Genomic DNA, 18,502 nt, shown 5'->3' with positions numbered 1-18,502 from the left:
GATGAGGACCTCCGCCCTCCTGCTGGTCGCTCTCGCGCTCGGGGCGTGCTCCGACGCCGTCGACCCGACGCTGGGGACGTCCCAGGCGTTCTCGCTCTACGGCTACCTCGACCCGACCGCCGACCGCCAGGCCATCCGCGTCGCCCCCATTATCGGCGCCCTCGACGCCGACACGGCCCGGACGCTCGCGGCGGCCGTGACGTCGACCTCGCTCCAGACCGGGCGCACGGTGACCTGGCGGGACTCGGTGGTCGACTTCCGCGACGGGTCGGTCGGCCACGTCTTCGTCGCCGACTACACGCCGACGCCGGGCGAGACCGTCGAGATCGAGGTCCGGGAGACGACCGGCGAGGGCCGGACGACGACGGTGTCCGTCGAGATTCCGCCGCTGGCCCAATCGTCCGTTGGACAGCCGACGTTCGAGGGAGGGCTGACGGCGTACCCGGTGACGGTCCGCGCCCCCCGCGTGATCGGCGGGACGCTCCGGCTCTACGTGACGGGCCTGCCGACGGCCCCGGCCGACACGAGCACGCTCGTGGTGCCCGTCGAGGCCGGCGCCCTCGCCATCACGAACGACGGCGACGAGTGGACGACGACGGTCCCGTTCCTCGAAGCCACCCGGGACTTCCTCCAGTCCCGCGGCCAGTTCAACACCGGGCTCGGGCTGGTCGAGGCCGAGTTCGCGCCGTTCGTGACCACCACCGAGTGGGCCGTCCCACCGGGCGGGCTCGACGAGGAGGCCATCGCCGAGCCGGGGACGTTCTCGAACGTGGCCGGCGGGTTCGGCTTCGTCGGGGCCGGGTACGAGGCGCCGGTCCGGTGGGTCCCCTCGCCAGGCACCCAGTCCCGGGCTGGCTTCTCCATCAACAGCGACCCCGCCGGGCTGGTCGTGATCAACGAGGTGAGCGACGGCTACGTTGAGCTGTACAACCCGACGCTGGAGCCCGTCAACGTCGGCGGCTACGTCGTCTCGATGGGGGCGCCCGAGGAAGGCACTCGGATTCCGAACCCGACCACGATCGAGGGCGAGGGCTTCCTGGTCGTCGACGGCCCGTTCGCCGTCGTTCCCGCTGGCAACGTCACGTTTAGCAGTCCGTCGGGTCGGGAGGTCTCGCGGATGTACATCGACCAGGACCTCGCCGACGAGCCCCAGGGCGCGTCGTGGGGCTCGTACCCCGACGGCTTGTCGTTCCCGGTCCGGTCCTTCGTTCGGGGGGAGGACGGGCACGACCTGTTCCGCGGCCCGCTCCGGTCGACCCGGGGGCGCCCGAACCGTCCGCTCACCATCCCCGCCGTGATCAACGAGGTCTCGACGTCGGGCGCCGGGTTCGTCGAAGTCCTCCGGACCAGCAACTTGCTGGCGACCGCGAGCGTGGCCACGACGCCCCGTGGCCTTTTCGGAGGTGCCGGCGCGGCCCCCGTCGACGGCGACTTCTGGGTGGCCGACGAGGCCGACGGTTTCGCGCTCGACCAAGCCGGCGGCACGCTCTACCTGGTCGCGCAGTTCTACCCGGTCGACGACATCGGCCAGACGTTGATCGAGCGCGTGGTCGACGCCCGGGCCTACGGCCCCCAGACGCCGGGCCGCTCCGCCGGCTACGTCCCGGATGGCCAAGTCGACCCGCTCGTCCCGGACGCCGGCTGGCGCCTGGACCTCGCGCCCACACGCGGAGCCCCCAACGCCCCCCCGCCTCGCTTCGCTTCCCGCGAGCCCTCTCGATGACGCCCTCCCCGATGCGCCACCTCCTGCTCTCGGTCCTCGTTGTGGCCGGCCTCGCCTCGGCCGCCGGCTGCTCCGACGTCGTCGACCCGACGGTCGGGACCGACCAGGTGTTCTCACTCTACGGCTACCTCGACCCCGCCGCCGACCACCAGGCCATCCGCGTCGTCCCCATCGGGGCCACGATCGGGGCCGACACGTCCCGGACGATCAACGCGACGGTGACGTCGGAGGAGCTCGGGACGGGTCAGACCGTGGCGTGGCGGGACTCCGTCGTGACGTACCGGAACGGGACCGTCGGCCACGTCTTCGTCGCCGACTACACGCCGACGCCGCGCTCCCGGGTCGCCCTCACCGTCACCGCCGGCGACGGCCGCGTGGCGAGCGTCGAGGTCGAGGTCCCACCGCTGGTCCGGTCCGAGATCGGGGAGCCGTTCAACGTCGGCGGGTTCGCGACCTACCCGGTGACGGTCCGCGACGTCCCCCGCGTGATCGGGGGGACGTTGCGGCTCGACGTGGTCGGCCTGCCGGCGGCGCCGGACGACACGACCACGATCGAGATCCCGATCCGGACGTTCGACATCCGCCAAGAAGGGGCGGACTGGACCGTGGCCGTCCCGTTCGTCCAGGCGACCCAGGCGTACCTCCAGTCGATCAACCTGTTCGGCTCGGGGCTGAAGCTGGTCGAGGCCGAGTTCGCCGCGTTCGTCGCGAACGACGAGTGGGCCATCCCGCGGGGCGGGCTCGACGAGGAGGCCATCGCCGAGCCGGGGACGTTCTCGAACGTCGACGGCGGGTTCGGCTTCGTCGGGGCCGGGTACGAGGCGCCGGTCCGGTGGGTCCCCTCGCCGGGGGCCCAGTCCCGGGCCGGGTTCATGATCGGCAGCGACCGCGCCGGGCTCTTGGTCGTCAACGAGGTCGGGCCGGGGTTCGTCGAGCTCTACAACCCGTCGCTCGAGGCGGTCGACCTGGTCGACTACACCGTCTCGATGGGGCCCCCCGGAGAAGGCGTCGTCTTGCCGAGCCCGAGCGTCGTCGAGGGACGGGGGTTCCTGGTCGTCAACGGGCCGTTCGCGGCCACCGCCGAGGTCTCGGTCTCACTGTTCAACCCGCTCGGCGCGCTCATCTCGCGGACCTTCGTCGAGGAAGAGAGCCAGGCCTGGGGGTCGTACCCCGACGGCCTGTCGTACGCGCTCCCCCAGGGCGGGCCCGACATCTTCCGCGGCCCGCTCGCGCCGACGCCTGGCGGTCCCAACCGGCCCGCGGTCGTCCCGGCCGTCATCAACGAGATCTCGACCGGCGGCACCGGGTTCGTCGAGGTGCTCCCGACGGCCGAGTCGTTCCTCGCCGCGCGACTGTCGTCGGACCCTCGCGAGATCGCCTTCAACGGGGTCCCCGCGAGGGGCGCGGGCACGTTCCTGGTGGCCGACGAGGGCGGGTCGCTCGCGCTGGAGCAGACGGGGGGCACGGTCTACCTCCTGGCGTCGTTCTCCGTCGGGGCGGACCTGGACGGCCCCACCGCCCTCCGCGTGGTCGACGCCCGGACCTACGGCCCCCAGACGCCAGGCCGCTCGCTGGGCTACCTCCCCGACGGCCCGAACGGCGCTTGGAGCGAGGGGCTCCTCCCGACGCGCGGCGCGCCCAACGCCACTGCCCGGTTCGGCTTGTAACGGAAGCGGCCGGCCTCGACCCGAGGACCGACCGCCTTCGCTCCCGCCGTCCTACTCCCACGTCCCAGCCGCGCCCGGGTCCGGCCCGAACGTGACCATCGTCGTAACGCCGCCGCCCACGTAGATGTCCGTCTCCTCGTCGTCGGTCGACGGGTACACCACGCGGACCTGGTGCGACCCGACCGGCAACGACGTCCGGTAGCGCGCGCCCGAGTTGCGCATCACCACGCGGCCGTTGATCATGATCGCGCTCCCCGCGGGGACCGCGATCTCGACCGTCCCGCGGCGTTCGGCGGGCCGGGCTGGCGAGTCGGGGCGCGGCGTGCTGCGGGGCGACGTCTCCGGCGGACGCCTCGGGTCGGGGCGGGCGGCGACCGGACGCGACGCGGGGGGCGACGGCGGAGGCGGAGACGCCTCGTCGGCTTCGACGTCCGTCCGATCTGGGCTCAGCTCGGGGGCCTCCGAGGCCGCAGAACGGCGGGCGGCCCGGTCCGCCGCGGCCACCAAGCCCGGGTCGAACCGGAAGGCGAGGTCCCGGTCACCGGCGGGCCGGAGCACCACGACGGAGTCGAGGACCAGGCCGCCCAGGCGGACGGCCACGGACGCAGCGCCGGGCCGGATCCCCCGCACCCAGGTCGGCGTGACCCCGACCGAGTCGCCGCGGACTTCGACGACGGCGCCCGACGGCTCCGACGCGACCCACAAGCTCGCCGCGGCCCCGTCGGCAGGCGCGGGGGGCCTCACGGCGGGGACCGCCGGCTCGACCGCGCGGCTGTACACGGCGCGGTCCGAGGGCCTGGCGAGCAGCGCGGCGGCCCCGACGGCGAGCACCAGCGCGGCGACGATGCCGAGCGGGCCCCACAGGAGCGCGCCGACCGCGTGGAGCCACACCGGGACGGTGCGTCCGGGCGGCTCCGCCCGTTGCTGGGGCGGCTCCGGAGGGCCGAACCGGGCGTCGCGCGGGGACATGGGGGTGGTGGGATCCCAGACTCTGACGCCACGGCCGGCGCGCCGGGTCCGGCCGGACGGGCGGAGGCCCCGCCGAGACGTCTCGGCGGGGCCTCCGGGGTCTGTCGAGGGCGCCGCCTAGTTGAGGTGGGCGACGAGCTCCTCGCGGCGGTGCTTCTGGCGGAGCTTGCGGAGCGCCTTCTCCTTGATCTGGCGGACCCGCTCGCGCGTGAGCCCGAACCGCTGGCCGACCTCGACGAGCGTGAGCGGCTGCTCGTGCCCGATCCCGAAGTACAGCCGCGTGATCTCGGCCTCGCGCGGGTGGAGCGTCGCGAGCGCCCGCTCGATGTCGATGTTGAGGCTCTCGTTGGTCAGGTCCTCGTCGGGCTGCTCGAAGTTGTCGTCGGCCAGGACGTCGAGCAAGCTGTTCCCGTCGTCGTCGTCGAAGGGCGCGTCCATCGACAAGCTGTGGCGCGAGTGCTGGAGCCCCTCGACCACCTTCTCCTCCTTGAGGTCGAGCTCCTGGGCGATCTCGTCGGGCGTGGGCTGGCGGCCGAGCTGCTGGGCCAGCCGCGCCGACGCCTTCCGCATCTTCGACAGCGTGCCGACGCGGTTGAGCGGGAGCCGGACCGTGCGGACCTGGTCCGACAGCGCCTTGAGGATCGACTGGCGGACCCACCACACGGCGTACGAGATGAACTTGAACCCGCGCGTCTCGTCGAACCGCTGGGCCGCCTTCACCAGCCCGTAGTTCCCCTCCGAGATGAGGTCGGCGAGCGAGAGCCCCTGGCCCTGGTACTTCTTGGCCACCGAGACCACGAACCGGAGGTTCGCGCGGACGAGCTGGTGGAGGGCGAGCTGGTCGCCTTGCTTGATGCGCTGGGCCAGCTCGACCTCCTGGTCGGGCGTCAGGAGCGGGACCTGCCCGATCTCCTGGAGATACTGGTCCAGCATCCGCTGACTGCGGGGGACGTACATCGGCGGTTGGTGGGTTAGCGAGACAAAAATGACGGGCCCTCCGTCGCCTGCCGCCCTCCGGGGCGCGAGGCATGAGCGAGGAGACTAGGGGAACGCCCCGGGCCGTCCTAGGATCAACCCCCGTCCTATCGGCGCTCCGGGCCGGAGTTCCTTAACAGTCCGGTTTTCGTGGCCCCTCAACGTTCCGATCCGGGGGGCGTCGGCCGTCGCGGGACGGGGGTCTCAGGGCGAATGAACGGACTCCCCCACCTCCCAGTCTCCGAGCCGCCCCCGGTTCACGGAGTCTCAGCGCCCGCAACGGGAACGGATTCGTGACGCGGGACGGAGGGATAAGCAGGGCGCCCCGGGCGTCATTCCTCCCCCACTCTCTACCGAACCGGCCCTCCGTCCCGCCCCGCGTCGATGGCCTGGCGGAGGTCGACCCACAGGTCGTCGGCGTGCTCCAGGCCGACGGACACGCGGACGAGCCCGGCCGTGATGCCGCCCTTCGACCGGGCCTCGCCTGTCGAGACGCGCTGGGTGAGGCCGGCGGGGTGCTGGGCCAGCGTGTCCGTCGAGCCCAGGCTGACGGCCGGCGTCGCCAACCGGAGCGCGCGCAGAAACCCGTCGGCCGCGGCGAACGCGCCGGGCCCGTCGGGCGCCCCGTCCGGCCCGAGCACCTCGAACGCCAGCATCGGCCCCGGCCCGCGCATCTGGGTGCCGACCAAGCCGCGAGGGTCGCGCCCGGCCACGCTCGGGTGGTACACCGCCCCGACGCCCGGGTGGTCGAGGAGCCGAGCCGCGAGCGCCGTCGCCGTCGCCTGGGACCGGCGGACCCGCAACGGCAGCGTCGCCAGGCCCCGGTGGAGCAGGTAGGCCGCCTGCGGGTGGAGGTTCGCCCCGGTCAGGATGCGGACCTGCCGGAGACGGCCCGCCCACGCCTCCGAGCCGGCCACGACGCCGGCCAGCACGTCGCCGTGGCCTCCGATGAACTTGGTCGCGCTGTGCATCACCAACGCGGCCCCGAGCGCGAGGGGCTGCTGGAGCACGGGCGTCCCGAACGTCGCGTCGACGGCGACGGGCACGTCGCCAGCCGCTCGGGCGACGGCCGCCACGTCGACCAGGTCGAGCGTCGGGTTGACGGGCGTCTCGATCATCACCAGGCCCGTGTCGTCCCGGACGGCGCCGGCGACGCCGGCTTGGTCGGTCCAGGTCACCGTCGTCCCGAGCAGGCCCGACGACAGGAGCCGGTCCGTGGTGCCGTAGATCGGGCGGACGCCGACGACGTGGCGCCGGCCCTCGCTCGCGGCGGCCAAGACGAGGGCCGTGAGCGCGGCCATGCCGGAGGCGAACGCGACGGACGCCTCGGCCCCTTCGAGCGCCGCCAGCCCGGCCTCGAACCGGGCGACGGTCGGGCTGTGGAGCCGGGAGTAGATGGCGCCGCCGGCCTCGGTCGGCCCGCCCCCCTCCATCATGGCGTCCAGGCTCCCGACGGCGGCGTCGAGCGACTCGAACGGGTACGTCGTCGAGAGGTCGATCGGCGGGGCGTGGACGCCGAGCGCGCGCAGGTCGTCGCGGCCGGCGTGGACGGCGAGGGAGTCGGGGTGCATCGAGTGGACGAGTGGACGAGTGGACGAGTGGACGAGTGGACGAGTGGACGAGTGGACGAGTGGACGAGTGGACGAGTGGAATCTGGGCCTCTCGGCTTGCCAGCGCTACTTCCCAGGCTCCAAGTTGTCTACGAACCGCCCACGCCGCCTCCTCTGCCCTTTCCCCGTTCCCATTTCCCCATTCCCGCGAGCGCCAGCGAGCTACAACCCGCCCGTCACCACGAGCACGTCGTAGAGCGCGTGCGTCCAGGCTGCCAGCGCGAAGCCCCTCAGCAGGAACACGGCGTTGAGCGCCAACCCGAACAGGAACCGGAACGTGAACACCGACAGCGTGAACGGGTCGCCGAGCGGGCCGAGGTGGTGGACCGCGCTGAACACGACGGCACCCACGACGGCCGCGATCAGGTACGCCCGCCGCCGGTCCGTCGTCGTCACGCGCTGGATCGCCCAGAACAGCCCGCCGACCAAGAGCACGCGGAACACCAGCTCCTCGTAGAGCCCGGCCCCGATGCTGAGCGCGAGCTGGAGCCCCAGCCCGAGCTCGCGGAGCTGGGCCAGCGCCAGGTCCGGCCACACCCACCCGCCGAAGAGCGCGCCGACCGTCCCGCCGACCACGAACGCCAGCACGACGGCGTAGACCAGCGACTCGGCCACGATCAGCCCGAAGTAGCGGGGGACGAGCGGCGGCCGGCGCTCCCGGTCTCGCCACACGGCCCACCCGCCGACCGCCAGCACGACCACGCCGACGGCCGCCCAGCCGACGCCGCCCAACGTCGCCAGCAGCGTCTTCAGCCACACGTCGGCGCCGACGCGGATCTGGCCGGGGCCCGAGTTGGCCAGCAGCACGCCGACCTCGTAGAGTACGAACAGCGGCAACGCGGCCAAGAAGCCGTACGTCGCCGTCCGGGTGGCGTCGAGGTAGCCCGTTGGGCGGGGCGGGGGCGGGCTGGCGAGGACGTCGACCTCGGCCGAGAGCCGGGCGACCGTGTCGGCGGGAGACGGCATGGGGGCGGGGGTGGACCCGCCGGCCTACGCGCTCCCGCCGACCGGGATGCGGCCGGGCCTACATGCCGTCCATGTCGTCGTCGTCCATGTCGCCGTCGCCCATGTCGTCGACGTCGCCCTCGGCCGGCGGCAGCAGCACGCCGTCGATCACGTGGACGACGCCGTTGGACGCTTCAAGGTCCGGATCGATCACGGCGACCCCGTCGACGCGGACGACGCCGTCGTCCCCCGCGACCACCGAGAGCGACTGGTCGCCCCAGGCCGAGGAGACGGTCCCGGCGGCGACGGCCTCGGCCGCCGGGGCGGCGCCCAGCACGACGTGCCGGAGGAGGACGTCTTGGAGATCCTCCGGGGAGAGCGACGCCAGGGCGCCTTCGGGGAGCGCCGCGAACGCGCTGTCGGTCGGGGCGAACACGGTGTACGGGCCGGGCTCGCCGAGCGTGGCCCGGAGGCCGGCCGTGTCGAGGGCGCCGAGCAGGGTCGCGAACCGGCCGTCGGCCTCGAGCACGTCGACGATGGACGGGCCGGCGACCGGCTGTTCCGCGGGGACCTCGGTCGGGTCCTGGGCCTGGGCCGGGAGCGAGAGGGCGACCGCGAGGGCCGCCAGAGCGAGAGTGCGCATGGGAGGGGTGTGGTGGGGAGCGCTCAAGGTCGCCGCCCCCTCCCTCGCCTCCTTGAGGGCCGCCCGTCGAACCGCTGAGGCTCTGGCGAGGGCGGGCCGTCTGGCGCTCTCAGCACGCCCTCAGGGCAACTGGCGGACTTCGACGCGCCGGGCCGCGTTCGGGTCGAGCGCCAGCGCCTCGGCCGCCGCCTCCGACAGTTCGACGAGGTAGGTCCGGCTGACGGGCCCCCGGTCGGTGACGCGGGCGAACGTGCTCCGGCCGGTCGCCGGGTTCGTCACCAGGACGACCGTGCCGAACGGCAAGTCGCGGTGGCTGAGCGTGAACTCGGCCGGGTCGTACGGCTCGCCGCTCTCGGTCGGCCGGCCGCGCATGACGTCGGGGTAGACGAGCGCGAGCCCCTCCTCGTCCGGCGCCGGCAGCTCGGCGCGCGCCGCCAGGGCCGGGTTCACGGCGACGGGCAACCGGAGCGGGGTCCCGGGCTCGAGCGGGGCCGTCGAGAGCGAGTTGAGCCGGACCAGCGCGTCGACCTCGAGCCCGAACGTCGCCGCGATCGAGTACAGCGTCTCGCCGGGCTCGACGAAGTGGACCAGGTCGGCCGGGACGGTCGTCTCGGTGATGGACCACTCGCGGGGCGGCCCCAGGCGGACCGGGGCGCCGGTCGCGGCCGGCGCCGTCCCCCCTCCGCCTCCGACGACGAGCCGCTGGCCGACCTCGATTCGGTCGCCGTCGATCCCGTTGAGCCGGCGGAGGTCGTCGACCGACGTGTCGTAGCGGAGCGCGATCCGGAACAGCGTCTCGCCCGGCGCGACCACGTGGGTCGGGCCGCTCGACGCCGCCGGTCCGCGCGGCGGCACCGGTGCGGGCGTCGCGGTGGGCGCCTCGACGCGGGGCGGAGCCGGGGGGGTGGGCCGGGGGGTCGCCTCCGGCGTCTCGACGGGCCGGGGCGCCGAGACCGGCATCGGCACGCGGTCGGTGAGCCGGAGCGTCTGGCCGACCTCGATGTAGGTGCCCTCGATCCCGTTGAGCGCGCGGAGCCGGTCGACCGAGAGGTCGTGGGCGCGCGAGATCCGGTACAGCGTGTCGCCGGGCTGGACGACGTAGGTCGTCGCCGTCTGGGCGAGCGCCACGGCGGGGACGAGCGCGGCGAGGAGGGCGAGGCGTCGGAGCATGGGGCCGGTCTAGTCGTCGAAGCCGAGGCCGTCGGCCTCGAGGAGGGCGCCCTGGAGCTCGGCGCGGGCGTGGGCGTCGCCGGCGGCGGTCGCCACTTCGACGCCGGAGCGGTAGGTGGCGAGCGCGTCGTCGTCGCGGCCCAGGGCCCGGTACAACGCGCCGAGGTGGTAATACGTCCCCACGTACCCGGGGTGGTCCCGCACGAGCCCCTGGTAGTACGCGAGCGCCACCTCGGCGTCGCCGCGCTTGGCGTGCTCCTGGGCGAGGGCGAACCGCGTGAACGGGTCGTCGGGGTCGTCGCGGAGGAACGATTCGAGGGTCGCGAGGCGGTCCATGCGTCAAGATAGCCGGGGCGGTGAGGCGTGGGCGGTGAGGCGCGAGGCGTGAGCGGAGGATGAGCCGATTCCCGCCCTCGGGGCACCCCGCGTCCCCCCTCTGCCAGTTCCCCGTTCCCAGTTCCGCGAGCGCCAGCGAGCCTTTCCCGCGAGCGGAGCGAGCCTCACCAGCTCCCGCCCGCGCCGCCGCCGCCGCCGAAGCCGCCGCCGAACCCTCCGAAGCCGCCGCCGCCGAACCCGCCACCCCCACCTCCGAAGCCGCCGAACCCGCCGCCGCCGCCGCCCCATCCCCCGCCCGGGATCACGATGATGCCCGGCCCCCGCCGACGGCGACGACGTCCGCCCGACGAGCCCGAGGACGGCGGCGACTGCTGGCGCGAGGCGATCACGACCAGGACCACGAACAGCACGAACAGGCAGCACAGGACCGACCCGATGGCGTCGTCCCCTCCTCCGGCCCCGACCCGGGCCGTCGGCGCGTCGAACTGGCCCGAGAGCGCCGCCACGATGGCGTCGGTCCCCTGGTCGATCCCGGCGTAGAAGGCGCCCTCGCGGAACCGCGGGACGATGACGTTGCGGACGATGGTGCCGGCCGTCGCGTCGGTCAGCGCGCCCTCGGCGCCGTAGCCCGTCGTGATGAACAGCTCGCGGTCCTCGGTCGCCACCAGGAGCACGACGCCGTCGTCGGTCCCGGCCCGCCCGACGCCCCACTCGCGCAGGATCTCGGTCGCGTAGTCGACCGAGGCCACGCCGTCGGTCGAGCGGACCAGGACGACGGCGACCTGGGAGCCCGTCGAGTCGGCGAAGGCGACCAGCTTCCGCTCGAGCGCCTGGCGCTCGCCGTCCGACAGCGTCTGGGTGAAGTCGTTGACGAGCCGGGGCGGGCTCGGCCGCGCTGGGATGTCGTAGCGGGACTCGTACGGCCGCCCGTCCTGGGCCCCGACGCCGCTGGCAACGATCAGCAGGAGCGCGACGGCGAGGCGGCGGAGCACGGGGCGAGGGCTGGGGAGGAGAGGACGACGGATGGGGCGACGGCCCCCGGCTGCGCGTGCGGGGCCCGTCGTTCCGCTCAGTCGAACGTGATCTCGGGGGCCTCCTCGGCGCCGGCCTCGGCCTCGAACTGCTCGCGCCGGTCGACGCCAGCGACGCCGGCGACGAGGTTGGCCGGGAACGTCCGGATGCGGGCGTTGAGGTCGGTCGCGGCCCGGTTGTAGTCGCGGCGGGCCGTGGCGATCCGGTTCTCGTTGCCCTCGATCTGGTCCTGGAGCCGCAAGAAGCCCTCGTTGGCGCGCAGCGTCGGGTACGCCTCGGAGACGGCCAAGAGCCGGCCGAGCGAGGCGCCGAGCGCCGTCTGGGCCTCCTGGTAGCGGGCGAGCGCGGCCGGGTCGTCGAGGTCGTCGGCCGAGACCTGGATGCTGGTGGCCCGGCTCCGGGCCTCGATGACGTCCTGGAGCGTCTCGCTCTCGAAGTCGGCCTGGCCCTGGACCGTCGAGACGACCTGCTCGACCAGGTCGGCCCGCCGCTGGTACTGGTTCTCGACCTCGGACCAGGCGCCGGTCACCCGTTCGTCCTGGGTTCGGAGGCTGTTGAAGGAACTGCACCCCGCGCAGCCGGCAAAGCCGACGAGCAGGACGAGGACGAGGAGGACGATGGCGCCGGTGCTTCGCATGGTGGGAGGCCAGGGAGGGTCAGAGGGAGCGCTATCATACGTCGCCCTCCAGAAAAGGATGCCCGCCTCGGGGCCCCCGATGGATCTTCTCCCCTCCCTCGACGCCGTCCACGTGGTCGGCGACCGCGTGCTGGTCCGGCCGGCCGACGACGCCGACCGGTCGGCGGGCGGCCTGTACCTCCCGGCGGGCGTCCGCGCGAAGGAGACCGTCCAGACGGGCCGGGTCGTCCGCGTCGGGCCGGGCCACGCCGTTCCGAACCCGGACTACTCGGCGGCCGAGCCGTGGGCGGGCGACGCCTCGCCGGTCCGCTACCTCCCGCTCCAGGCGCGCGTCGGAGACCTGGCGCTGTTCCTCCGCAAGGAGGCCGTCGAGGTCGAGTACGACGGGGACGCTTACCTCATCGTCCCGCACCAAGCGCTGCTGGCGCTCGTCCGCCCCCAGCACCCGGAGGACGAGGGGTATGGGGCGTAGCTACGGTGCGTCGGCACCGAGTCGGAGAGTGCGGCGTATCGTTCCGCCAGCCCCAGACGCCATGACCGACTACCGCGACCGCATCACCCTTGAGTCTGGCAAGCGCGGCGGGAAGCCGTGCATCCGTGGACTCCGCATCACGGTCTACGACGTGCTGGAGTACCTCGGCTCCGGGATGACACACGACGAGATCCTGGCGGACTTCCCGGACCTGGAGCGGGAGGATATACTGGCGGCGCTCCAGTTCGCAGCGGACCGAGAGCGGCGTTCAGTCGTGGCGTAGCACCCCTCAAAGAAGGTTAATAACGTCGAGTATACATTATATTAAAAACTGCATTCTTGCTTTTGACAGCGCCTCGACCGGAGGCTCATCTTTGGAGGACCGCAACGCCGTCGCATGCTCCTCCTCGACCACCACCTCTCTTGGCGCCTCGTCGCCCGACTGGCCGATGAGTTCCCCGAGTCCGTGGCCGTCGCGCAAGCGGGACTAGACCGAGCGGATGACATCAACGTCTGGAACTATGCGAGGGACCACAACCTGATCGTCGTCGCCAAGGACTCCGACCTCTTGGACATCGCGGTCCTGAGAGGCCCTCCGCCTCACCTCGTCCGGATCACCCGTGGAAACTGCTCGACGTCCGACATCGAGCAGCTCCTGCGCGAGAACGCGGATGCGATTCGAGCGCTGGCCGGGTCGCAAGCGGCGGTCCTCGTCCTGACCTAGTCCAGTCGGGCCGCCAGCACCTCGGCCGGGTGGAGCGCCGCGCGGCCCGTCGTGTGCTCGATCTGCTCGCGGCAGCTCGTCCCCGCGGCCACCACGACGGCGCCGGGAGCCGCGCGGACGGCCGGCGCCAGCCGGTCCTCGGCGATGGCGATGGACACGTCGTAGTGCTCGGCCTCGTAGCCGAACGAGCCGGCCACGCCGCAGCAGCCGGCGCCGGTCTCGGCGACGGACAGCCCGGCCGCGCCCAGACACCCGTGGCTGGCCGACATCCGCGACAGCGCCTTCTGGTGGCAGTGGCCGTGGACGAGCGCGGCGTCGGACGACCCGGCCGGCGTCTGCCAGTCGAGCGCGGCCAGGCGGTCGGCGTGGGCGTCGCACCACTCTTCGAAGGTGACGGCGGAAGCGGCCACGGCTTGCGCCCCCTCGTCGCCGGGGAGCAGGCGCGGGACCTCGTCGCGCAAGGTCAGGATGCACGAGGGCTCCAAGCCGACGATGGCGACGCCGTCGCGAGCGAGCGGCGCGTAGGTGTCGACGAGCTGGCGCGCCAGCCGCTCGGCGTGGGGCACGAACCCCTTCGACAGGTAGGTCCGCCCGCAGCAGCGGTACTCCGGGACCTCGACCGAGGCGCCGGCCGCCTGCAACACGCGCAACGCCGCGCGCGGGATCGACGGCTCCTGGAAGCGCCCGAACGTGTCGACGTAGAGGGCGACGCGGGGCGCGTCGGGGTCCGCCGACGGCCGGCCCGCCTCCGAGCCCTTGAACGGCCGGGTAGCGAACGGCGGTAGCGAGCGCTCTCGGGCCACGCCCAGCCGAGCCAGCGCCGCGCGCGCCGGCGGCAGCGAGTTGACCCGGTTGGCGACGGCCGCCAGCGGGCCGGCCACCCGCTTCGCCACGGCCGGCAGATGCGCGAACAGCCGCGCCCGCGCCGACGACCCCGTCTCCTTGTACTTCTGCTCGAGCCACACCGTCTTGAGCGCCGCCATGTCGACCGACGCCGGGCACTCGGCCTTGCACGCCTTGCACGAGACGCACAGGTCGAGCGCTTCGGCCACCTCGGGCCCAGTCAGCGACGGCAACCCACCGGAGAGCGCCTCGCGCAGCGCGTTGCCCCGGCCGCGCGTCGAGTCCTTCTCCTCGCGCGTCGCCATGAACGGTGGGCACATGGTCCCGACGTCGGTCTTGCGGCAGACGGCCGAGCCGTTGCACGCCTCGACAGCCTCGGCGAACCCGACGTCGCGGCCCCGGGCGTCGGGGAACGTGAGCGCCGTGGCGACCGAGCGCGAGCGGTAGTCGGGCCCCATCCGCAGGGCCTCCGTGAGCGGCGGGACGTCGACGATCTTGCCCGGGTTGAGCCGGCCGTGCGGGTCGAACGCCCGCTTGGTGGCCTGGTAGGCGGCGTAGAGCGCGGGCGTGTAAAAGTCCTCCGCGAGGGCTCCGCGCGCCCGGCCGTCGCCGTGCTCACTCGCGATGACGCCCCCGTACTTCTTGGCGAGCCGGGCTGAGCCCCGGGCCACGGCCTCCAGCGCCTCGACGTCGCGCGGCCGGCGCAGGTCCAAAAACGGGCGGACGTGCAGGCAGCCCGCGCTCGCGTGCGCGTAGGCGACCGCGTCGACGTCCCACTCGGCCAGCACGGCTTCCAGCTCGCGGATGTAGGCCGGCAGGTGCTCGACGGGGACGGCCGCGTCCTCGATGATGGCGGCGGCCTGGACCGGGAGCCGCGCGCTCATCGCCAGCCCCAGCCCCACCTTGCGGACCGCGTACACGTCGGCCATCCGCGTCTCGTCCTCCAGGTCCGTGATGACGGCGCCCGGCCCGAGGTGGCGCCGCAGCCCGGCCAGCCCGTCGCGGCACGCCGCCAGCGACGCGCCGCTGTACTCGACGATCAGGAGCGCCGCCGGCAGCTCGCCGTGCGTCCCGCGCTGGACGAAGTGGAGCTTCGGCGCGTACTCGGTCACGTCGAGCGCCCGCGCGAGCGCGATCCGGTCGAACAGCTCGACCGCCGTCGGGCCCGTCTCCATGATGCCCGCGACCGCTTCGAGCGCCGACGCCCGCGACTCGAAGTGGACCACGCCGAGCGCCGCGTGCGGCGGCCGCTCGGTCAGCGCGAGGGTGATCTCGGTCGCGAACGCCAGCGTCCCCTCCGACCCGGCGAGGAGGGCGGCCAGGTTGCGCGTGCCGTCCCACGCCCGCCCCGGCCCGCGGTCGACCTCGGGCGCCTCGACCATCCGCTCCAGGCGGTAGCCGCCGGCGCGGCGCCACCACCGCGGCGTGTCCTGGCGGATCGCGTGCTCGTGGACCCGGAGGAGCGCGTCGACGCGGCGGACGACCTCGCCCTCGGTCCCGCCCACCTTCGTCCTGGCGATCCACCCGGCGGCGTCGAGCGGGCCGAAGGTGGCCGGCGTCCCGTCGGCCAGGAGCACGTCGGCGGCCTCGACCCAGTCGACGACCGAGCCGTACTGGATGGAATGCGTGCCGGTCGCGTTCGTCCCGAGCATCCCCCCGAGGGTGGCCCGGTTCGAGGACGCGGGGTCCGGCCCGAACGTCAGCCCCCACGTGGCCGCGGCCCGGTTGAGGTCGTCCAGGACGACGCCCGGCTGGACGGTCGCCGTCCGGGCCTCCGGGTCGACGGCGACGATCTCGTTCAGGTGCTTCGTCGTGTCGACGACGAGCCCGGCCGAGACCGCCGAGCCGGCCAGGCTCGACCCCGACCCGCGCGCGACGATGGGGACGCCGAACCGGGCGCCCTCCTCGATCGCCGCCTGGACGTCGTCGACGTGTTTCGGGATGAGCACGCCGAGCGGGGGCTCGCGGTAGAGCGAGGCGTCGGTGGCGTAGAGCGCCGTCGAGAGCGCGTCGAGCCGGAGGTCGCCCGCGATCCGGGGGCGGAGCGCGGCGGCGAACTCGCCGAGGCGGGCGTGTTCGATCTGCATGTCGCATGGTAGCCCCGGCCCACACCGCCGGACGTCGTGATTCCCCTGCCTGCCGACGTGGCCGACGAGCGCCAGGGCGCGCGCGAACGGCTTGACGCCCGACGGATGCGGACGTATCTAACCCGCCCTGCGCCACCCGCCCCGAACGCCAGACGACCGACGGCTACACCTGTTCACTCCGCCCTCCCGCCCATGCGGTCCCGTAGCCTCCTCTCGCTCGTCGTCGTCGTCGTCCTCGCTGGCTGCGACTCGACGGCCGCCATCGACCCGCCCGCCGCGCCGCCGCCGGTCCTGCCGCTCGCCGTCGGCACCGAGTGGACCCTCGCCGCGACCTACTCGGTCAGCTACGACGCCGACGGACGCGCCCGGGACACGCTCCGCATCACGCCCGGCACGCGGTCTCTCGAGCTGGCGATCACGCGCGACACGGTCGTCGCCGGGGAGCGGTGGGTCCTCATCGAGACGACGCGCGGGCTCGCCCATTGCGTGTTCGACGGGTTCTCGTGGTTCACCAACCGCGAGGACGGGCTCTACCGCTGGAGGACGACGCCAGAGGAGGCCGAGCGCGTCTATGCCATCGGCGTGGACGAGGGCGTGCCGTTCTTCGAGACCGATGTTGTCTCGGCCGCGCTGGTGGACGACGACGCTTCGTTCGAGCTCCCGACCAAGACCGTCGCGGTGCGCCAGTACGACCGCACGTGGAAGCGGATCGAGTTCAGCGCGTCCGTCCGAGGCCCCATCGACCCAATGCCGGTGACGCGCGACCAGCTCTCGTCCACGCTCGGGCCGGTAGCTCTCGAGATCTCCCTGGTCTCGCTCAAATCGGGCAGCGGCGAGGACGCGGTCTACCGGCCCGCTGCGGTCCTCCACTACGAGCTGACCGATGCCGCCGTGCCGGCCACGGCGGAGGGGGCGCGGCGGGCGGCGGAGACGAGCGAGGGGATCGCCGTCCGGTAGCGGGCGGGGGAATCGGCGGGCCTCCCCGGCGGAGGGGAGGCCGAGCGAGTGGGGAGCCGCTAGGCTGCGGCTCCCCCCTTCCACCGACATGACCCGTTGCTTCTCCGTGGCCGCGCTCGCGGCCGTCCTGCTCGCGGCGCCCGCGAGCGCCCAGATCACGTTCACCTTCCAGGACTTCTACGACTTCGCGGACTCCGGCGAGACCGTCACCCGGTTCAACGCGACCACCGGAGAGTCCGTCCCCGCCGACGACCGGGCCCGGATCGACGCGCTCGTCGCCCTCCGTGGCCAGGGCCAGACGTGGGACTTCACAACGATCACCTACCCGGAGACGTTCGAGACCACGTTCACGGTCTACCGCGACGGCGACGTCGCCGGCCTGCCCGGCGCCTCCAACTTCCCGGCGGCCACCTACGCCCTCCTCAACGACTCGCCGGACGGGGCCGACAACGACGACGGGTACGCCTACGCCGACGTCACGGACGACCAGTACGTCTCGCTCGGCGTGTTCAAGCCGGCTGCGACCTCGCCGAGCGGGACCGACGAGGTCGTCCGCTACGAGCCCGACGGGCTCCAGCAGCTCACGTTCCCCCTCTCGTTCGGGAGCGTCACGACGGACCAGACGACCTCGACCATCGACGCCGGCCCCGCCGGGCAGATCACGACCACCACCGACTTCCGGACGGAGGTCGTCGGCGCGGGCACGCTCGTCACGCCGGACGGCTCGGCGGAGGCGCTCATGATCGAGTTCCGGACGACGGTGACGGTCGCCGGCGGCTCGGCCGTGTTCACCGTCTACTCCTGGGCCACCCGGGACCCCGACGTCGGCGCGACGGCGCAGAGCAACGAGGTCCAGACGCCGCAGGGGACGACCGAGATCTACGCCGCGAGCTACACCTGCCCCGGCAGCGGCTGCGGCGGCGGCGCCAACAGCGCCCCGACCATCGACGGGACCGTCACGGCGACGGCCACCGCCGGCGAGACGACGACCATCGACGTCCTCGCCAACGTCACCGACGCCGACGGCGACGCCCTCTCGATCACGGCCGTCTCGGACCCGGCCCACGGCACGGCCACCGTCGGCGACGACGGGACGGGCCGCCGCCGCGCCGACGTCGTCCTCTACACGGCCGACGCGGGCTTCGAGGGCGAGGACACGTTCACGTTCACCGTCTCCGACGGGACAGCCGAGGCCACGGGCACCGTCTCGGTCACCGTCGACCTGAACACGGCGGCCGAGGGTGGGCCGGGCGCGCTGGTCCTGGCCGTCGCCCCGAACCCGTCGGCGGGCACGGCCCACGTAGAATCCGCCGATGACCACCTCGGCGACCCGCCACGTCTCGCCGGCCGGGACCGTGAAGTCGTCGGCCATGTAGCTGTCGAAGGCGACGTTCGTCGCCGTCGCGAAATCGTTGGACAGGCCGAACCCGGAGAAGCTGCCGCCCTGATCGATCTGGCTGTAGAGCGTGTCCGCCACCACACGGCGGGCCTCTACTCGAGCGCGGTCGGTGAACGAGGCCGCTGTGGGCGGAGCGACCGACTGCGCAAACGCGGCGGGCGCGAGGACGAGAAGAGAAAGAACGAGTGTAGCGAAGCGTCGCATACCGGCGGGGTGGCGGGAGGAACGAGGCGGAACGGTCAAAAGATGAGCCCACGACCCGGCTCGGTGGCCGGTTCCGGCGGAGGATAGGCCCTCGGGCCAAGCCCCGTGG

Annotated in this window: 17 protein-coding genes; 7 read left to right on the top strand and 10 right to left on the bottom strand. The window is 73.5% G+C overall.

Features of this window, described 5'->3' with window-relative positions; translation table 11 throughout:
• The first annotated feature begins 1 nt into the window (after window position 1).
• Window positions 2-1,723, top strand: coding sequence for a hypothetical protein (locus ACOOHE_RS05080; RefSeq protein WP_420456715.1), 1,722 nt, complete (start codon window positions 2-4; stop codon window positions 1,721-1,723).
• Window positions 1,720-3,390, top strand: a complete 1,671-nt coding sequence (locus tag ACOOHE_RS05075) for a hypothetical protein (protein WP_420456714.1) — start codon at window positions 1,720-1,722, stop codon at window positions 3,388-3,390. The genes ACOOHE_RS05080 and ACOOHE_RS05075 overlap by 4 nt, the downstream gene beginning before the upstream one ends.
• 51 nt (window positions 3,391-3,441) lie before the next feature.
• Here the strand turns inward: ACOOHE_RS05075 and ACOOHE_RS05070 are convergent, their stop codons facing one another.
• The 9 genes from ACOOHE_RS05070 to ACOOHE_RS05030 form a co-directional block, all read right to left on the bottom strand.
• Window positions 3,442-4,359, bottom strand: coding sequence for a hypothetical protein (locus ACOOHE_RS05070; RefSeq protein ID WP_420456713.1), 918 nt, complete (start codon window positions 4,357-4,359; stop codon window positions 3,442-3,444).
• 117 nt (window positions 4,360-4,476) lie between these two features.
• The gene (locus ACOOHE_RS05065) at window positions 4,477-5,316 is read right to left on the bottom strand and encodes a sigma-70 family RNA polymerase sigma factor (RefSeq protein ID WP_420456712.1); all 840 of its coding nucleotides are present in this window, start codon (window positions 5,314-5,316) and stop codon (window positions 4,477-4,479) included.
• A gap of 368 nt (window positions 5,317-5,684) precedes the next feature.
• Window positions 5,685-6,905, bottom strand: a complete 1,221-nt coding sequence (locus ACOOHE_RS05060; protein WP_420456711.1) for a trans-sulfuration enzyme family protein — start codon at window positions 6,903-6,905, stop codon at window positions 5,685-5,687.
• Window positions 6,906-7,106: 201 nt separating this feature from the next.
• Window positions 7,107-7,910 (bottom strand): CPBP family intramembrane glutamic endopeptidase, encoded by an 804-nt coding sequence (locus ACOOHE_RS05055; protein WP_420456710.1) that lies wholly within the window; start codon window positions 7,908-7,910, stop codon window positions 7,107-7,109.
• A 58-nt stretch (window positions 7,911-7,968) separates the two neighbouring features.
• Window positions 7,969-8,532, bottom strand: coding sequence for a fasciclin domain-containing protein (locus ACOOHE_RS05050; RefSeq protein ID WP_420456709.1), 564 nt, complete (start codon window positions 8,530-8,532; stop codon window positions 7,969-7,971).
• Window positions 8,533-8,652: 120 nt separating this feature from the next.
• The gene (locus ACOOHE_RS05045; protein WP_420456708.1) at window positions 8,653-9,702 is read right to left on the bottom strand and encodes a LysM peptidoglycan-binding domain-containing protein; all 1,050 of its coding nucleotides are present in this window, start codon (window positions 9,700-9,702) and stop codon (window positions 8,653-8,655) included.
• A gap of 9 nt (window positions 9,703-9,711) precedes the next feature.
• Window positions 9,712-10,038 carry a tetratricopeptide repeat protein gene (locus tag ACOOHE_RS05040; RefSeq protein WP_420456707.1) on the bottom strand — a complete coding sequence of 109 codons (327 nt, stop codon included), beginning with the start codon at window positions 10,036-10,038 and terminating at the stop codon, window positions 9,712-9,714.
• 164 nt (window positions 10,039-10,202) lie between these two features.
• Window positions 10,203-11,030: a TPM domain-containing protein gene (locus ACOOHE_RS05035; RefSeq protein WP_420456706.1), complete on the bottom strand. Its 828-nt coding sequence runs from the start codon at window positions 11,028-11,030 to the stop codon at window positions 10,203-10,205.
• Window positions 11,031-11,107: 77 nt separating this feature from the next.
• Complete coding sequence (locus tag ACOOHE_RS05030; RefSeq protein ID WP_420456705.1) at window positions 11,108-11,707, bottom strand: LemA family protein; 600 nt, start codon at window positions 11,705-11,707, stop codon at window positions 11,108-11,110.
• A 79-nt stretch (window positions 11,708-11,786) separates the two neighbouring features.
• Here ACOOHE_RS05030 and ACOOHE_RS05025 point away from each other — a divergent pair, with 79 nt between their 5' ends.
• From ACOOHE_RS05025 to ACOOHE_RS05015, 3 genes are all read left to right on the top strand, one after another.
• Window positions 11,787-12,179, top strand: a complete 393-nt coding sequence (locus ACOOHE_RS05025) for a co-chaperone GroES (protein WP_420456704.1) — start codon at window positions 11,787-11,789, stop codon at window positions 12,177-12,179.
• A 61-nt stretch (window positions 12,180-12,240) separates the two neighbouring features.
• Window positions 12,241-12,462, top strand: a complete 222-nt coding sequence (locus tag ACOOHE_RS05020) for a DUF433 domain-containing protein (RefSeq protein WP_420456703.1) — start codon at window positions 12,241-12,243, stop codon at window positions 12,460-12,462.
• Window positions 12,463-12,576: 114 nt separating this feature from the next.
• Window positions 12,577-12,903, top strand: a complete 327-nt coding sequence (locus ACOOHE_RS05015; RefSeq protein ID WP_420456702.1) for a DUF5615 family PIN-like protein — start codon at window positions 12,577-12,579, stop codon at window positions 12,901-12,903.
• Here ACOOHE_RS05015 and ACOOHE_RS05010 read toward each other — a convergent pair.
• Window positions 12,900-15,833, bottom strand: a complete 2,934-nt coding sequence (locus ACOOHE_RS05010; protein ID WP_420456701.1) for an FAD-binding and (Fe-S)-binding domain-containing protein — start codon at window positions 15,831-15,833, stop codon at window positions 12,900-12,902. The two genes, ACOOHE_RS05015 and ACOOHE_RS05010, sit on opposite strands and share 4 nt — an antisense overlap.
• Window positions 15,834-16,025: 192 nt before the next feature.
• On the opposite strand from ACOOHE_RS05010, the gene ACOOHE_RS05005 reads away from it, so the two are divergent.
• Together ACOOHE_RS05005 and ACOOHE_RS05000 are read left to right on the top strand one after the other, a co-directional pair.
• Complete coding sequence (locus ACOOHE_RS05005; RefSeq protein WP_420456700.1) at window positions 16,026-16,790, top strand: hypothetical protein; 765 nt, start codon at window positions 16,026-16,028, stop codon at window positions 16,788-16,790.
• An 88-nt stretch (window positions 16,791-16,878) separates the two neighbouring features.
• Window positions 16,879-18,480, top strand: coding sequence for an Ig-like domain-containing protein (locus tag ACOOHE_RS05000; protein ID WP_420456699.1), 1,602 nt, complete (start codon window positions 16,879-16,881; stop codon window positions 18,478-18,480).
• The last annotated feature ends 22 nt before the right edge of the window (window positions 18,481-18,502 follow it).

The sequence above is a fragment of the Rubrivirga sp. genome (assembly GCF_965213695.1).
Taxonomy (GTDB): Bacteria; Bacteroidota; Rhodothermia; order Rhodothermales; family Rubricoccaceae; genus Rubrivirga.
This window is presented reverse-complemented; position numbering and strand designations above follow the sequence as displayed.

Coding starts and splice junctions, on each gene's coding strand:
- ACOOHE_RS05070 (WP_420456713.1), bottom strand. CDS start 4,359: ATGTCCCCGCGCGACGCCCGGTTCGGCCCTCCGGAGCCGCCCCAGCAA.
- ACOOHE_RS05000 (WP_420456699.1), top strand. CDS start 16,879: ATGACCCGTTGCTTCTCCGTGGCCGCGCTCGCGGCCGTCCTGCTCGCG.
- ACOOHE_RS05005 (WP_420456700.1), top strand. CDS start 16,026: ATGCGGTCCCGTAGCCTCCTCTCGCTCGTCGTCGTCGTCGTCCTCGCT.
- ACOOHE_RS05010 (WP_420456701.1), bottom strand. CDS start 15,833: ATGCAGATCGAACACGCCCGCCTCGGCGAGTTCGCCGCCGCGCTCCGC.
- ACOOHE_RS05025 (WP_420456704.1), top strand. CDS start 11,787: ATGGATCTTCTCCCCTCCCTCGACGCCGTCCACGTGGTCGGCGACCGC.
- ACOOHE_RS05050 (WP_420456709.1), bottom strand. CDS start 8,532: ATGCGCACTCTCGCTCTGGCGGCCCTCGCGGTCGCCCTCTCGCTCCCG.
- ACOOHE_RS05020 (WP_420456703.1), top strand. CDS start 12,241: ATGACCGACTACCGCGACCGCATCACCCTTGAGTCTGGCAAGCGCGGC.
- ACOOHE_RS05045 (WP_420456708.1), bottom strand. CDS start 9,702: ATGCTCCGACGCCTCGCCCTCCTCGCCGCGCTCGTCCCCGCCGTGGCG.
- ACOOHE_RS05065 (WP_420456712.1), bottom strand. CDS start 5,316: ATGTACGTCCCCCGCAGTCAGCGGATGCTGGACCAGTATCTCCAGGAG.
- ACOOHE_RS05015 (WP_420456702.1), top strand. CDS start 12,577: ATGCTCCTCCTCGACCACCACCTCTCTTGGCGCCTCGTCGCCCGACTG.
- ACOOHE_RS05075 (WP_420456714.1), top strand. CDS start 1,720: ATGACGCCCTCCCCGATGCGCCACCTCCTGCTCTCGGTCCTCGTTGTG.
- ACOOHE_RS05060 (WP_420456711.1), bottom strand. CDS start 6,905: ATGCACCCCGACTCCCTCGCCGTCCACGCCGGCCGCGACGACCTGCGC.
- ACOOHE_RS05080 (WP_420456715.1), top strand. CDS start 2: ATGAGGACCTCCGCCCTCCTGCTGGTCGCTCTCGCGCTCGGGGCGTGC.
- ACOOHE_RS05030 (WP_420456705.1), bottom strand. CDS start 11,707: ATGCGAAGCACCGGCGCCATCGTCCTCCTCGTCCTCGTCCTGCTCGTC.
- ACOOHE_RS05055 (WP_420456710.1), bottom strand. CDS start 7,910: ATGCCGTCTCCCGCCGACACGGTCGCCCGGCTCTCGGCCGAGGTCGAC.
- ACOOHE_RS05040 (WP_420456707.1), bottom strand. CDS start 10,038: ATGGACCGCCTCGCGACCCTCGAATCGTTCCTCCGCGACGACCCCGAC.